At 48.7% G+C, this 16,297-nt stretch carries 8 protein-coding genes and 1 other RNA gene; 5 read left to right on the top strand and 4 right to left on the bottom strand.

From position 1 onward, the window contains the following. Window positions 1-39: 39 nt before the first annotated feature. Window positions 40-519, bottom strand: a complete 480-nt coding sequence (locus AC2215_RS21850) for a GNAT family N-acetyltransferase (RefSeq protein ID WP_486812129.1) — start codon at window positions 517-519, stop codon at window positions 40-42. A 467-nt stretch (window positions 520-986) separates the two neighbouring features. Here AC2215_RS21850 and AC2215_RS21845 point away from each other — a divergent pair, with 467 nt between their 5' ends. Beyond that, window positions 987-6,083 carry a LamG-like jellyroll fold domain-containing protein gene (locus AC2215_RS21845; RefSeq protein WP_486812128.1) on the top strand — a complete coding sequence of 1,699 codons (5,097 nt, stop codon included), beginning with the start codon at window positions 987-989 and terminating at the stop codon, window positions 6,081-6,083. Between the two features lie 219 nt (window positions 6,084-6,302). After that, a complete protein-coding gene (locus AC2215_RS21840; RefSeq protein WP_486812127.1) occupies window positions 6,303-8,393 on the top strand; it encodes a hypothetical protein in 2,091 nt (696 codons plus the stop codon). A 353-nt stretch (window positions 8,394-8,746) separates the two neighbouring features. Here AC2215_RS21840 and AC2215_RS21835 read toward each other — a convergent pair whose 3' ends face one another. Further along, a complete protein-coding gene (locus AC2215_RS21835; protein ID WP_486812126.1) occupies window positions 8,747-9,364 on the bottom strand; it encodes a MiaE family protein in 618 nt (205 codons plus the stop codon). A gap of 193 nt (window positions 9,365-9,557) precedes the next feature. On the opposite strand from AC2215_RS21835, the gene AC2215_RS21830 reads away from it, so the two are divergent. Further along, entirely contained in the window at window positions 9,558-10,430 is an 873-nt protein-coding gene (locus AC2215_RS21830; RefSeq protein WP_486812125.1) for an S-methyl-5'-thioadenosine phosphorylase, read from the top strand. An 85-nt stretch (window positions 10,431-10,515) separates the two neighbouring features. Here the strand turns inward: AC2215_RS21830 and AC2215_RS21825 are convergent, their stop codons facing one another. Then, complete coding sequence (locus AC2215_RS21825; RefSeq protein ID WP_486812124.1) at window positions 10,516-11,808, bottom strand: tetratricopeptide repeat protein; 1,293 nt, start codon at window positions 11,806-11,808, stop codon at window positions 10,516-10,518. A gap of 203 nt (window positions 11,809-12,011) precedes the next feature. On the opposite strand from AC2215_RS21825, the gene AC2215_RS21820 reads away from it, so the two are divergent. Next, entirely contained in the window at window positions 12,012-12,212 is a 201-nt protein-coding gene (locus AC2215_RS21820) for a hypothetical protein (protein WP_486812123.1), read from the top strand. Between the two features lie 1,225 nt (window positions 12,213-13,437). After that, complete coding sequence (locus AC2215_RS21815; RefSeq protein WP_486812122.1) at window positions 13,438-15,381, top strand: DUF4388 domain-containing protein; 1,944 nt, start codon at window positions 13,438-13,440, stop codon at window positions 15,379-15,381. A gap of 192 nt (window positions 15,382-15,573) precedes the next feature. On the opposite strand, the gene ssrA is transcribed toward AC2215_RS21815, so the two are convergent. Further along, window positions 15,574-15,964, bottom strand: a transfer-messenger RNA (tmRNA) gene (gene ssrA / locus AC2215_RS21810). Window positions 15,965-16,297 lie beyond the last annotated feature (333 nt).

Raw genomic sequence — 16,297 nt, 5'->3', positions numbered from 1 at the left:
ATCGATAAGTTGCACATGGCGTTATTACTTATTACTTAATTAGAGATACTTCACGTAAATCCGATCGCAACGCAACGTTTCTACCCCTGTCGCCGGTTGATAACCCCGTTGTTCGTAGAGTTGAACGGCCTCTTTGAGGACGCTTGCGGTTTCGATCCAAATCGTGCGAAATCCTCTCGCGGCGATCGCCGTTTCGAGTTGTTGGAGTAAAAAACGGCCCAACCCTTGCCCTCTGGCACTGGGTAAAAGATACATTTTACGAATCTCCACCGCCTTTTCTCCCCGCGAGACGGGATAGTAGGCACTCGTTCCCACCAGTTCTCCCCGACGTTCGATCGCCCAAAACTCTCCCCCCGCCTCGAGATAAAACGCTTCGACTTCCACCACATCGCGATCGGCCCCCTCGGGTTCCCAACCCAAACCGTATTCCGCCAGTACCGACGCGATCGCCCTCGCCGCAGCATCGCGATCGCCCGGTTCCCAATCTCGGATTAAAAATTCGCCGTAGTTAATCTTCACTGGGGTTTAGACTCAAATCGGATAAGTTTTATCATCAATTTCATGATCTTTTAATATAACACCTCTTGCGTTTTTGATAGGATGACGGCGTTAGTGCAGCGCGGCAGAAATATAGCCGAGCGCATCGCAATTAGGACGATCGAGATTTAGGTGATAGCGGTTTTCATTAAGGTAGACCCCAGTTTCGTAGGTGGGGTATGCACGGGAACACTACCCCGAAAAATTTTCACATTTTCCTGACTAATTATTTGCCGGGTCAATGTTTTTGAAAACCGCTATAAGTCTTGAGAATTCGGTAGGGGTCAACGGCCGTTGACCCCTACAGTTCTAGCGTCCCTAAATCGATTGTTCTAAGTCCTTTGCGCTGGGCTATAAAGTACCAAGTTATGACGCATTTTTAATTCTGCGTAGCCGCACTAGCTGGACTCAATTGTTGTAATTTATCTAATTTGAGGGTGCCAATCACAATGACGACAAATAACACGACGATTTCGGAAAACTTTCTCAAAACCTACACGGATAAGACCTATCAGCACACCACCATGATTCGCCACAATGGGGTGGTTGTGGCTTTTGCGATGGATGGATCGCGACGCATTTACTACACTGTGCTGAACTTGGATGATGGGGAGCAAGATAGTCCGCTAGATGTGAACTATTGGTTAGAAAATCCCCAGGAATTAGGATTTCCCAACGAGATTTCCCAGGTGGGATATGCGATCGCCGGTTCAACACTGATGCCCATTGTCAAGAAAGGCAGTCGCCAGGAAGCAGAATTAGGAACCCTACGCACTGAAGAAATTGACCCCTTCCTTTCCACTACCGCCCGCTTGACCGCTGATGCTCCTTTTCAAGCCCTGTCTGATGAGAAGTATGTATATATTTTCCGTCAGTCTATTGCTGAAGCCAATGAAGATATGGTCTTCAAAACCGAAAGTGGCGGTGCTTCGGGAGATAGCGACAGGGACGATTATGTCCTCGACATTGAAGGCGACAAAGTTCCCATTGTTAAGGATACCTTGCTTGTAGACCGTTTTGTCCTGGCCGGAACTCAACTGAGTCCCACAATGGAAGTGCGTTACCAACGCAGTCGCCATAAAACCCGCCCCTTGGGCAGTAAAGATAGTCTGGGGGCCAAAGATCTCAACGGCAATCCCTTTTTTGAACCGACGCAAGAATTGGCGTTTGTTGGCCACTTACAGCAGGGACGCTTTTCGGCGTTGTTATTGCCAACTCAGATTGCTGCGGTACAGCGCTGGCAAATTTTTGCCCATAACAGCCGCACTGAATTAATTGATTCGTTTAATATCGAGCGGGGGGCGGATGGATTATTTAATACCAAAGGCACTCAGCTTTACACCAGTCCCGATCCTCAGTATCAGTCGTCGGTATTAGAGCGAGAACCGGGGAAATGTCCCTTTACCGATGAAGCCTTGATTCCCATTGTCAGCCAATCTGACTATGCCGAATCAGCTTTGGCATTTGATGGGCAGGATGATGTAGAGATTGATAATAACTCCAGATTAGAAATGCCAGCCGGTCAAAACTTTACCCTGTCGGCTTGGCTGAAAACAACGGAAAAAGCAGGCAACCCCCGAATTATCGCCAAACGAGAGTCATCGAGCACGAACAAAGGCTATGAAATTTATATCGATGAATCCACAGGTTGCTTAGGGGTCAACCTCGATGTCGGAGCCGCAAATGCAGGTTTTGCAGGTGACTCGGATCTGACTGACGGTCAGTGGCATCACATTGCTTTGGTTCTCGAAGCAACAACAGCTTCTCTTTATCTGGATGGAAAGCTCGATGGCAGCAAAACCGACAGTAACTTGGCTCAAGGGTTTAGCAACACCGTCAATCTCACAATTGCCGGCAAAACATCTCAAGGAGTCAACTTCAAAGGTCAAATCGACGAAGTTCGCATCTGGAACCGGGCCCGGGCTGGGGATGAAATCAAAGCAGACATGAACCACCGCCTGATTGGGAATGAATTGGGGTTAGTGGGATACTGGCGTTTTGATGAAGGTTCGGGTGATATGGTTTACGACCAAACGGAAAATGCCTATCACGGTACGATTCAGGGGACTCCGACATGGGTTAATTCTGATGCCCCAGTGGGAGACCATCCCGGGATGCGCCGTACCAGCTTTAAGTTTGAGGGGCGGACCATTGAGTCGGGCATTGCCTCTTTGTTGTACTATCAGCAAGAACAGTCTCAGGGGGGCTACGACCAACAGCAAAAGCCCATGAAGACCAGTGCGCGGGTGATGCTGGCGGCGGTCACCGGTGGCACAGAGACAGAGAATTCTGTCGGGGTTTTAGATTTTGGTCTTTCCCGGTTCGGGAAGCTGGCACAAGTGCCAGATAATATTGATTTGGGGACAGCGTTAGCAGCAGATTCCAATCGGGATTTAGAAAGACTCGCCCAATTGCAAGAGGAAATATTAGCCCTAGAAGATGGGCTCAATCGAGGTCTGTTCGATTTCGGACCAATCACCAAACTCGAAGTCGATGACATGCTGGAGAACAATGGTTTTGGTGCTTCAGTCGCCATCAGTGGGGACTATGCTATTGTCGGATCTTGCAATCCATATACTTATACTATAGACCAGACAGCTGGTGCAGCTTATATCTTTGAACAGGTCAACGGCCAGTGGCAGCAAACAGACAAACTCCAAGCCAGTGACGAGCAGGAGGATGGTGAATTTAGTCGGCTAGTGGCCATCAGTGGAGACTATGCCATTGTCGGAACTGGCGGGGCCAATGCTGTCAATATCTTTGAACGTAACCAAAACGGCCAGTGGGAACAAACAGCCAAACTCCAACACAGTAACATGGAGCTGATTAGTATGTTTGGTTGGTCAGTCGCCATCAGTGGAGACTATGCCATTGTCGGAGCTTATGGGGAAGATACTGGGGAAGTAGGATGGGCTGGTGCAGCTTATATCTTTGAAAAGGTCAACGGCCAGTGGCAGGAAACAGACAAACTCCAAGCAAGTGACCAGGAGAACGGGGCTTTTTTTGGTGCTTCAGTCGCCATCAGTGGAGACTATGCCATTGTCGGAGCTATTGGCGAAAATACTGAGGGAAACGATGCCGGAGCAGCCTATATCTTTGAAAAGGAAAACGGCCAGTGGCTGCAAACAGCTAAACTCCAAGCCACAGACAAGCAGGCGGGCGATGGTTTTGGTATAGTCGCCATCAGTGGAGACTGTGCCATTGTCGGAGCTGCTGGCGAAGATACAGGGGGAACCGATGCCGGTGCTGCCTATATCTTTGAACGTAACCAAAACGGCCAGTGGCTGCAAACAGCCAAACTCCAAGCCACAGACAAGCAGGCGGGCGATGGTTTTGGTATAGTCGCCATCAGTGGAGACTGTGCCATTGTCGGAGCTTCTGGGGAAGATACTGGAGGAAACGATGCTGGAGCAGCCTATATCTTTGAAAAGGAAAACGGCAAGTGGCTGCAAACAGCTAAACTCCAAGCCACAGATAAGCAGGAGGATGATGTCTTTGGTCATTCAGTCGCCATCAGTGGAGACTATGCCATTGTCGGAATTCATAACTCAGATAATAGAGGGCAAAGGGTCAGAGGTGGTGCCTATCTCTATCGGATTAAGGACTCGACTGCCTTAAAACAACAAGAATTAGCCGACAAGCAAACAGAACTCGAAGCTATCGAACAGCGTTTGGAGAATGTGACTTTGCCCATGCACTTGCTACATACAGACCCCTGTGGTTTAACTGTTGCAGGTGGTTTATTGGGGTTTGCCAAGACCAATGATACGCCCCAACTGTTTGATAGTGTTCTCGGTCAACTGTCTCTCTACTTCCGAGGAACAGCGGGAGAGTTTTTCTCCGCTTACTACGATACAAATGTTGCCAAAGCCCAATATACCCTGGATGCCGCAACTGGAACCCTGAATTCGATCGCGGCTTCGGCTGAACCGGAAATGGAGACTTCTGCGATCGCTGTCAGTGATGGAAGCAATGCTGAGAACTGTACGGTTGTCATTGAGAACACAACGGTGGGGATAACGGAAACCTGGACTCAAGTTCCTCGCAATGTCGCAGAGTTTGCCTCGGTGTTGAATGGTACTGCGAATCAGCAGGTGTTCATTGGTGCTCTGGCCGCTGACGTATCTGGCACGACTACCAGCCTGACTTTAGAAAGCAAAGTCAAACAAGCTCTCAAAACTGGCGACCGGCTGTCAGTGGGTGGGACGAAAGTCACAGTCAGCGCCCCTGTAGAACGCAATGCCACAGTGATTCCCATTGAAAGTGCCCGCCTCGAGTTAACCGCTCAAACCTCAGTTGACCGACTGTCCTACGACTATGAAACCCTGGCCAGTGGGAATCCAACCACCTATAATCTGCAAAAAGGTTCCCTGCTATTTCGGGTCGATCTGGGTACGGCTAAAGGTCATGTGTCCAATGGCACAGCAACTCGTCATGGGATCGGTCAAGCTTGTGCCTGGGTCGCCGACTCACCGGGGAAGGCTTATGGTTTCGATGGTCAAGATGATTATATTGCCCTGGGAGAGAATAGTCAGCTTGCCAAACTCGATGCCACTGATGACCTCACCTTGGAAGCTTGGGTTAATTGTCTAAGCCTAGACGGTACAACCCGTTTAATTCATCACCATTCGCCTGACTCCCAATATAGTTTGGCACTCAAGCCGCGACAGGAAAGCGATCGTTACTTCGTGGTTGCGGCTGTGGGAGATCGGTTCGTTGTCAGCGAAAAAGACTTGCCCTGGAAAAAATGGCAGCATCTGGCCGCCGTTTTCAACCAATCCTACGGCCTAGAGTTCAACGGGGGCTATCTTAAATGCGGTACAGAAACCTCCCTGAACATCAACCAAGATTTAACGATTGAAATCTTCCTTGAGTTGGATAACACCAACCAAAAACAGGGACTGATCGGTAAAGGACACCTAGAAGACGGTACGGATCGAGATGTTCCCTATGCCCTCTACATTGATACGGATTCTAAGCTGGTGTTTGCCTTTGAAGACAAGAATCACGAGTATCACCAGTACAAATCCAAAACAGCTCTCGATCGTAACAGTTTCCACAAAATAGCCCTGACGCGCAAACGCGGTCAAACAACCCGGCAAAACAAAGAGGAACAAACCATTGAAGTCAACGGTGAGTCATATACATTTGATGCAGTGACTTCAGTTGACTTTGAACAATGGGATGATATTCAATTCTACATTGATGGAAATCAGGCGGGAAATTATCGGTTTGAGGGTCAAGCCGGTAGCAGCGAGCAAGAATTAGAAATTGGTCGCCTGTCTTTGAGTGGAGACCGAATCTATTTTTCCGGCATTCTCAGCGAAGTCCGTATTTGGAATAAAGCCTTAGAACCCGATCTACTCTATAGCGAGATGAACGGTCAAGAAAGCGGACTCATGGCCTGGTGGCGTTTGGAAGAAAATCAGGGCAATATTGCCCACGACACCAAGGGGATTAACCACGGCAATATTGTCGGTGCAGTGCAATGGGTGAAAAACCCAGATGTGAATGGGTCTCAATTGAGTCTTTACCTCAACGGCTAACCCGTCAAGACCACCACGACCAGCCCTTTAGCTTGGGGCAATGACCAATTTACCCTCGCCGGTTACAAAAACGGCAGCCTGTTACGAGAGCCATTTTCCGGTATCCTCGAAGAGATTCGGATTTGGAAAATCTGTCGGACTCAAGAGCAAATCCAGGATAATCTATTTACCCGACTCAAAGGGGAAAAACAAGACCTAATTGCTTACTATACCTTCGATTTGGACGACGAAACCGAACTCAAAGACCATTCTCTCCTGGGCAATCACCTCCAGGTGGGCACTGGCGAGAGCAAGCCTGATTCGATGGTCTCAACGGCCCCCATCAGTAATGATATTGCCTTAGTCCGCTCCGCCCTAGCCGGAGTCAGCACCCAATTCCACGACACCATTGATAGTCGTCCGGCAGTCCAGGAATATGGCGATACCCAATACGACTCCGAAGGCAATCTAACTGGGGTGATGAAGCGCTGCTACACCTACATTAAAGACGGTCAATGGCATTTATTCACCGGTTACAAAGTTGGGAACTTAATCACCGAATGGATGGGTCAGGCACAGTTTAACCCCCAAGTGATTGGCTATATCGAAGGCACACCGCCAGTCCCCAGTGAAAACATGACCTTTGGCACTGCTATCACTTATGACGGTGGTTCTAACGTTACCTTCACCCAAGCCGATGAGGTGATGTACAACTACTCCACCTCCAAAGAAAACGGCTTTAACAGTTCCTTTGGCATGTCCGGTTTTGTGGGATTCGATTTTGAGACGGAGATACTGATAGCCCCTTTAGGGTTTGGCATTTCTCAGCCAATTGAGACGTCGATCGCGACGAATACCGCCAGCCATTTTGAAGCCTCCGGCGCTTGGTCTCAGGAACAAAGCATGTCCACCGGTCGCAATGTTACCAAGGAAATGAGTGCCGCTTTGGGGGGAAATTGGGAAGCTCCCACCAATATGTACAATCCCACCTTGGGTCGGCGCTGGATATCCGGTAATAGTGGTCTTGCCTTAGTGCAATCAGAAACCGCCGATATTTTTGCCCTGCGCTTGGCCCATAACAATGCCCTGGTCTCCTTCCAGTTTCAACCCAACCCGGATATTCCCAAGGATTGGAATATCATTCCTTTCCCCCTCAATCCCCGCTATACGATGCAGGGAACTCTCGATGGCAAGATTGGCTACAACGAAAACGGCAGTGTCTGTACCGATCCCAATTATCCCGAAGCAGCCACCTACGGAGAATATAGCTACTTCAAACCCAAAGAAGCGTATGCTCTCAAAAAACGCATTGACCAAGAAATGCAGGAGTTGCAAAACTACTACGATAACTTCGATGCCTCGCCCCTTTCTGCCAACAATCCCGTCAACAAAATGATGAAGGATAACTATAATGTCTTAAAAGCTGGTACTGAGAATATACCGGGTGTAAATCAAGCCTTAGCTGGGCAAGCGACCTTCGGCAGTCGTTATGATGCCTTGACCAAAGACCAAAGTATCGCCCGCAAATTTGCCAAACGCAATCTAGCCAATACCTATGTCTGGACCGCTGATGGCGGATTTTACGCCGAAACAACCGATACCATCGATGTGATGCAAGACTCGGTTACCGGTTCCTATTCTTATGGTAACCAATTTTCTTCGGGACTCTCCATGGATTTCAGTATCGCGGCTGTTGCTGGCGGATTTGGACTCGATAGTAGCATGGGCGGCAGTCTCAATATCACCAAAACCAAGAGTAAAGAGGCGAGTAAATCCTTCAGTATTGATGTGAGTATCGATCCTTCCGGGGATATGCAATATTGCGATCCAGAGACTGGCGATCCAATCTATGAAAACGGACAGCCAAAATTAGTTACGGGTCGAGTCGATGCTTACCGTTTTATGACCTTTTATTTGGACTCTTCTACGGAAAACTTTGAAGATCTGTTCAGTAAGATTGTAGACCCCATTTGGTTACAACAGAGTAGCCATCCCAATGCGATCGCCATGCGTCAAGCCAATCAAGCGGAGAAAAAGCCCGGTTGTTGGCGACTGATGCACCGAGTCACCTTTGTCAGCCGAATTTTACCCGACTTTATCGATTCGACAGAAGAATCCCTAGAGAGTGCGATGAAGGCAGAGAATATCGACAGCAACTACGAGTTGATCAAACAACTCGAACCCTTTGTCAAGAACAAAACCGGTAGCTATGCCGAATTCTCTGAGGCCGTCCGCAATACCCTAGCGACATACATGCCAGAGTTGTTGCCCCATGCTGATGAGATTATTCAGTATGCGGCACTGTATTTTGGTGTTTCTGAGGAGATATAGCCACGACATTCCCCCAGATCGATTCTGGGGGATTCCTAAGCTGTCACGCATTTAAATTGTATATGTGGCTCGAGGGGGAGACGGGGGGAGAGGGAGATGGGGAGAGGGGGAGAGGATTTGAGAGCTTTGGAATAAGTTACTTTTATACCAACTTAACTGCGCATTAGCTTACCATTACACATTTTCAGTGATAGGGAATGGGGAAAAGAGGGAACGGGGAACTTCGGATCTGGGGGAAGAATTGATGGTTTCAAGGGCAAAAATTGCCATCAATATCTATGCCTGGGTCATGAATTTTTTCCCCCTTTCCCCCTTAACCCTTAACCCTTAACCCTTTTCCACCTCCAGGTCTATTAACTATGAATTCTCGGTTGCGGATACAACGTTGCCAGCAACTCGCTTTCCACCGCCGCCAACTCCTCCAACCGTTGCGTCACGGCATCGCGATCGAAATAGGTCGTCGCCAATACCCAATACGTCCCGTAATGGCGAGCTTCCGACGCCATCAAGCTGCGGTAAAATGCCGCCAGTTCCCGATCTGCCAGATGAGCGGCGAGTAACCCCAGCCGTTCGTGCGATCGCGCTTCGATCAGACCCGAAACCAACAACGAATCCAGCAGGCGTTCCGGTTCTTGGCGGCGCACTTGGGCTTTCAAACCGGCACCGTAAGGGGGGGCTGGAAGGGGGGCGAGGGGAATGCCGCGACGTTCGAGAATTTGGTTGACGAGTTGGAAATGTTCGAGTTCCTCGCGGGCGATCTCCGTGAGTTGGTAGACTAATTCCGTATTCGAGGGATAGCGGCACATTAGATTGAGGGCGACTCCAGCCGCTTTGCGCTCGCAATGAGAGTGATCGAGTAAAATCGTGTCGAGATTGGCGATCGCCTGTTCGATCCAAGCCTCCGATGTCGGCGTTTGCAGGTATTTTACCGTGGCTTTTTTTACTGTGGCTTCGATCGGGGTAGCACTCATGGTAATGGGGAATGGAAAAAACCTATTTCTTCGATTAGTGTAAAGAAACTGCGGACGTTGCGCTATAGGTTGAGGTTCGATCGAAATTCTCATTGACACACCCCTGCGGAAAAGAAAAGTGAGGGGATTCTTGGCTCACTTTCTTTTCAGGTAAAATAGCCCTGCACCAATAACCAATACCGTAGGGAAACACATGGCTCAGGCAAAAATCGGCATTATCGGAGGCAGCGGACTCTACAAAATGGACGACCTGCAAGATATTAAGGAAGTCCAAATCGAAACCCCCTTCGGATCGCCCTCCGATGCCCTGATTATGGGAACCTTAGCCGGAACGCCGGTTGCTTTTCTCTCCCGCCACGGTCGTTACCACCATCTTCTGCCTTCGGAGTTGCCCTTTCGTGCCAATATCTACGCCCTGAAAAGCGTAGGCGTCGAATACATTATTTCTGCCTCTGCCGTGGGTTCCTTGCAAGAAGAAGTCAAACCCCTGGATATGGTGGTTCCCGATCAATTTATCGATCGCACCAAAAATCGCGTTTCTACCTTTTTTGGCGATGGCATCGTCGCCCACATCACCTTCGAGAATCCCGTTTGTCCGGCGTTGGCACAGGTTCTCGCCGATGCGGCCGAGAGTTTGAACCTGGCAGATGTCACCGTCCACCGTACGGGAACTTACCTGTGCATGGAAGGGCCGGCATTTTCCACCAAAGCCGAATCCCACCTCTATCGCAGTTGGGGGGCAACCACCATCGGCATGACCAATTTACCCGAAGCCAAACTCGCCCGAGAGGCGGAAATCGCCTACGCAACCCTTGCCTTAGCAACGGATTACGACTGCTGGCATCCAGGACACGAAAGCGTCACCGTGGATTTGGTGATCGATAATTTAAGGCGAAATGCCACCAACGCCCAGCAGGTGATTCGCGAAACCGTGCGCCGCATCAGCGAGAATGCCCCGGAATCGAAAGCTCACCGCGCTTTGCGATCGGCAATTTTAACCCCCCTCGATAAGGTTCCGGCTGCGACGAAGGAGAAGTTGGAGTTGTTGTTGCGCAAGTATTTGTAGATCGATAGAGTGCGGGGTATCGGGGAGAGAATTCGCGCATTAAAAGTTACAAATTCAAAATTTACGCTCCCCATCTTTCCCCTGCCTAAGATTCAACATTCACCAGTGCTAAGGCACGATCGAGCAGTTCTACAGCGCGATCGCTTTCTCCGGCTTTGTGGAAGGAAAGGGCAATATTCTCTAATGCCGAGGCTTTCATCTCATCATCGGGAATGGTTTGGGTGAGTTGTAAGGCTTGGGGGAAGTTTCCTACCTTTGCGTAGGCGATCGCAATATTCTCTAATGCCCCAGCTTTGGAGGTCTCATCGGCGATCGTCTCCATCACCTGCAAAGCTTGTTGAAAGTCTCCGGTTCTTGCCAGGGCATAAACAATTGAGCGCAACGCACTGACTTGTTCCCATTCATTGGCGATCGTCTGTGTCACCTGCAAAGCCTGTTGAAGGTGTCCAGCTTGAGTTAAGACAATCGCAATGTCCTGTAATGCCCACGCTTTTGCCTCGTCATCTGCGATGGTACGAGCAATTTGTAAAGCTCGCTCGAAGTCTCCAGCTTCGGCTAAAATTTCGGAGACATGCCACAACGCGGAGGCTTTTGCCTCATCATCGGTGATGGTACGAACGATTTGTAAAGCTCGATCGAGTTCTCCGGCTTCAGTTAAAGCCATCGCAATCGATCCCAAAGCCCGAGCCTTCGCTTTGTCGTGAGTAATGGTATTGACGACTTGTAAGGCTTGTTGAAGATTTCCGACTTCAGCTAAAGCCTCAGATATGGACTCCAACCCTCTGGCTTTTTCCCAGTCATCAGCGATCGTCTCTGTGACTTGCAAGGCTTGTTGAAGATCTCCGATTTCGACTAATGTCTCAGATATTGTCCCTAATACCCTGGCTTTTTGCCGATCGCAGATAATGGCTCGAGCCACTTCTAAAGCCTGTTGGAAATCTCCGACTTCGGCTAAAGCGACAGAGATCGAGCCTAATGCCGAACCACGCTCCTCAGTATGGGTGACGGCACGAATGATTTGCAAGGCTTGTTTGAGATCTCCCCGTTGATTTAAGATATAGGCGATCGAACCCAAAACCGAATCTTTTGCCTTGTCATCGGCGATCGCTCGTGCAGTCTGTAGAGCTGGTTGGATGTTGCCAATTTTAGCGAAGGCAACAGCGATCGACCTAAATACCTTAGCTTTTTGCCGGTCATCCTCATCCAGGAGAGTGCTCACTTGCAAAGCGGCTTGAATCTCTCCCGCTTCAGCTAACGTAATGGCGATCGATGCTCGTATCGTCGCTGTTTGACTTTCATTGGCAATCGAGCGAGCAACAGCTAAGGCTTTCTCAACTTGCCCCACTTCTACATAGGCGATCGCAATCTCATTGAACATTTGAACATTCACGTTGAAGCTTTGAGAATTCAACCAAACTTCGCGATCTCTCAAATATAGATTTGATGCGATCGCGATCGCATCTCACCCCGCTCTCCCATCACCCGCAAAAACCCTGACGATCGCATCTGCGTCGGATGTTACATCACGGTATCTTCAGTGGAAACACCCGATACTAAGAGTATAGAGTTCAGCTTTCCACGATGTCTCCTCAAATTCAACTCATTCCCGGCGCTATTTCAGAAATCCTCGCTTCCGTCGCAGATACCGGATACTTAACCCTCGGCGATCGCTACGGACTCATGGCGGCAACCCTCGATGAATCTCTACCGGAAGAAGATCGACTCAGTGCCAATCGCCTGTTGCGAGCCGTACTGCGGGGACGGGTACAGTTGGCCCATTAAAGTCGATATTCGATCGTGAGTACATGAATGTCAAACCTTTATCTTTATCGACCGGGTGGGAAGTACGCAGCACAACTCACCCGGTCGACTAACGTCAGTTCGAGACAACCTGAACTCCTTATTCTTTCGTGGAATGCTTCTCAAAAGCGAGCTGAACCCGAACTCGCACCACTTAGAATTTCGGGTGAGAATCATTTATAGCAGTTCGCGCCGGTATCGTTATACATTTTCAGTCATGGGGCATGGGGAATGGGGAATGGAAACAACCTATTTCTTCAATCGTGTAAATCAACTGATGACGAAGCGCTATAAACTCGAGTTCGAGACCCATCGCTCGAATCCGCGATCGTTCGTATCCGCATTTTCCCCCACCTCATCAATTCTCATTTCTGAATGAGTTCTCACAACGGCGATCGGTGTAAGTCTCTCCAATCCGTTGCCATCGGAATTTTCTCATCAGCGATCTCGATTTTTGGTATAGCGATCGAATTAAATTTATTTTGTATTAAAAGTATAAATATTCAGTATCTCCACTGATTTTTTAAATTTAAATTCAAGTCAGAATTTAGCGAAAATATCTTATTGCGAATCAAAAAAGCTCGTGATTTCTTTGTCAGACCTAAATCATTTCCTCTAAACGGTCACTCCATTACCTCCATAGCCTGAATCCACGATTCTCAAATCAATGACACATGACCGAGTTACGAACACCGACTGATTGGTCGATCTAGACATAAAAAAAACTAGATGTTATCATGTGAATTGAATCACTTTTTGATTGCTATAAAGCTTCTGAAGTCTCATTATTCTCAACTTCATAAATATTCAGTTCGTTCGTATCTTGGGTTAATTTATCCATTTTTTCGAGTTGGAAATCGGGCAATAAGTTGCCAAACTATATTTTTACTCGATCTTTATAACTAGCATCATTCATAGAGCTGCGTACAGGTTCTGCGTCAAGATATACCTCAAGTATATTTTGAGAGGTCTCAAAAATTTTAATCAAAACAAGACCCTATATCATCACAAAAAGCAAGATATAGAATTTTCTATATTGTTCGAAAATTTAGCGATTCGCGACCGGTATATTGAAATACTCGGGTAAATTGTAATTGCTATAATCGAACGCCAAGTTTTTGTGAGTCGATCGTCATCGTTAGCAATGGCGACTGACTGCTCGATCGAGTTTTTTCATGGAATTTTATCTCGTTATCAGGGGGTAAATATGCAACCCGTCCCAAATCCATCGACCAACCATTCTATTGACGAGCAATTAGAAATTATTTGTCAATCGCGATTTACCGGTCAACTCGAAATTCGCTCCCATTCCGAACGGTGGACGCTCTATTTCTGTTTATCTCGCCTAATTTGGGCAGACGGGGGAACTCACCCTAAACGACGCTGGAAGCGACTGTTTACCCGCTCTTGCCCCGATCTCGATTTAGCTCTAATTACCATTCGCGATTCTGACGCATTTGAGTGCCAAAACTATCACGTGTTGAACGTTCTGCTCAAACGCAGACTCGTGACCCAAGAGCAACTTAATACGCTCATTCACAATACGATCTCCGAAGTTTTATTCGATATTCTGCAACGAGAAACTCTCACTCCATTGGAATACCGCCAGCAAGCTGCTTCTGCAAATTTTCTCTGGGAGTCTGGGATTAAACTGCCCATTACCCGCATCAGTGTGGATCGAGCGCTCCAGGATACTCGTCAGGCTTGGAAAGCTTGGTGCGATCGGGGTTGGGGAAATATATCGCCCAATTTAGTACCGGTTTGCCCGCCCCATATCGATCCTTCCAACCCCAACTATAAAACTCTGCTGGCTTTAACCAACACCAAACAAACCCTCCGAGACATCGCAGCGAAATCGAAGAAAGATGAGTCTGAAGTCGTGCAACTGCTTTTCCCATTCCAGTGCCAAGGAACCCTCGAATTTGTTAAAGTTGCGGATTTGCCATCGGAACGGGTCGCAAATCGTTCCACCAAACCCTCTACCGAATGCAAGCGGGAACGTCGCAAAAAAACCCACTCCGAGCAAGGTGTTGCAGGAGTCGAGGCAACCCTGAAAAAGTTAAAGCGCGATCGAGCCACAGGGGTTCTACAAGTGAGCCATCGTCGAGAAACCTGGCAATTTTACGTTTGGGAAGGTCAGTTACTGTGCGTGGCTGGAGGAAGCGATCGCGCTCGACGCTGGTATCGCGCTCTCAAACAGCACGCTCCCGACTTCTACGAAGCGAAATTACCCCAATCTCTTGCCCGAGAACCCTGGGAATACCGCCTGCTCGCACGAGGCTTATCTGAAGGTCAGCTCGCGCGGGTTCAAGCTCAAAAAATCATCGGCTTTTGCGTTCGGGAAGTGTTATTCGCCCTGCAATGTTGCCAGGATGTGAGCCATCAATGGCGGGATCTGACTGCCCCCGAACCGATCTCGGGTTTAATGCTCGATGTGGAAAAAGTAATCGCTCGGGTGAAGTCTCTACTGGCTCAAAAACAGAGCCTACAGCTTCCGCCGTTTTGTCCGAATTGGTCTCCCCTGTTGCGCCAACCCATCGGCGGTAATACCAATCTGGCCATGAGTCAGTTTCTGAGCGGACATCATTCTTTGTGGGATATTGCTCTGGAACTAAAGCGTCCAGTGACAGCGATCGCTAGCTCGGTTTTTCGAGCCATCGAGCGGGGGGCGATCGAACTCAAACCCATTCCAGATTTGGTCGCACCCATCATACCCGACTGCGTTGCTTCCCACTCACCATCCGATCGTGCATCTGGAGCCGTTCCACCCCTGATTGCCTGTATTGACGATAGTCCAACGACTTGCGATGACATCGGGGCGATCGTCACCGATGCCGGTTATCGATTTATCGCTATTCAGGATTCCGTGCAGGCAATTCCCATGCTGCTCGATCGCAAACCGGATTTGATTCTTCTCGATTTGGTAATGCCGATTGCCAGTGGTTACGAGGTTTGCGCGCAGATTCGACGCATTTCTCAGTTTAAAGATATACCAGCGATCGTCGTGACCGGGAACGATGGCGTTGTCGATCGCTTTCGGGCGAAAATCACCGGTGCATCTGGCTTTGCCAGCAAACCGCTCGATCGCAAAACCCTTTTGCGAATCATCGAGAAATACGTAACGCCCATGTTGCAGAAGCAAAAATCCTAATTGATGTCAGTGGGGAATGGGGAAGGGAGAATTCGGAATTCGGAATTCGGAGAAACTTTAGCCCCCGAAGCCCCCTTCGCTTCCGAAGAGCTGGTGACTCGAAGACCCAATCAAAACGCTCTGGTTCGTCGAAATTCGTTCTCGATCGCTTGCCAGAGCGTGGGTTGTGAAACGATTTTGAATTAAGCGTTTAAATGGAGCCTACGGGAATTGAACCCGTGTCCGCACTGGGTATTGACTTACCGGTCGTTCACAGGCTTAGCCTATCTTATCCTCAAGGCGGGAACCATCACTTATCCCCGATGGTGGGATGCTCTGGTAGAGTCTTTACCAACTCATTGACCAGAGGCAAATCATTGGTGCATCCGTTGGGGTTAAACTTGCAGTCCTTAACGGAGTCAAACTGTAAGTAGCGTCTTACTTAGATAGTAATTTTTAGGCAGCGAAGGCTGCTTGACGCTGGAATTTTACGACTTTATTCGCATTTACTTTTTGTTTGAGCCTTGGATTTACGAGAGGAGACTCACTCTCGACCTGTATCGCGGTGGAGCTTTCACCAATACGTCGAAACCATTAAGGCCCCGCGTACTTCTAAGTATACTACAATTTTAGCCGTTTGTTAACGATTGGGGGAATAGGGAATGCACTCGTCCTTATCCAGGCTCGACTCAACACTTCAACAACGGGCTAATACTTACTCCTAACCCGCTCTGTGCGCCTGAACTTCAATTAGAATTAACAGATGCGAGCAGCTTAACCCGCACCAAACCACGAGATAGAGGTCGAAATCGTGAATTACCACACGCAGCAAGTGAGATTGAGCGTTGACGACGCAACTCGCGCTTTGATTGAGTTTGAGTGCGAAGCGGCCAACAGTTTGTACAACGCCGTTCTGTACACAATCCGACGTGCGTAC

It is taken from the genome of Zarconia sp. (assembly GCF_057467645.1).
Note: the sequence above shows the minus strand (reverse complement) of the source record. Positions and strands in the feature narration are given on the sequence as shown.

Excerpts from the sequence above, each read along its gene's own strand:
- AC2215_RS21845 (WP_486812128.1), top strand. The coding sequence starts at position 987 with ATGACGACAAATAACACGACGATTTCGGAAAACTTTCTCAAAACCTAC.
- AC2215_RS21835 (WP_486812126.1), bottom strand. The coding sequence starts at position 9,364 with ATGAGTGCTACCCCGATCGAAGCCACAGTAAAAAAAGCCACGGTAAAA.
- AC2215_RS21830 (WP_486812125.1), top strand. The coding sequence starts at position 9,558 with ATGGCTCAGGCAAAAATCGGCATTATCGGAGGCAGCGGACTCTACAAA.
- AC2215_RS21825 (WP_486812124.1), bottom strand. The coding sequence starts at position 11,808 with ATGTTCAATGAGATTGCGATCGCCTATGTAGAAGTGGGGCAAGTTGAG.
- AC2215_RS21820 (WP_486812123.1), top strand. The coding sequence starts at position 12,012 with ATGTCTCCTCAAATTCAACTCATTCCCGGCGCTATTTCAGAAATCCTC.
- AC2215_RS21815 (WP_486812122.1), top strand. The coding sequence starts at position 13,438 with ATGCAACCCGTCCCAAATCCATCGACCAACCATTCTATTGACGAGCAA.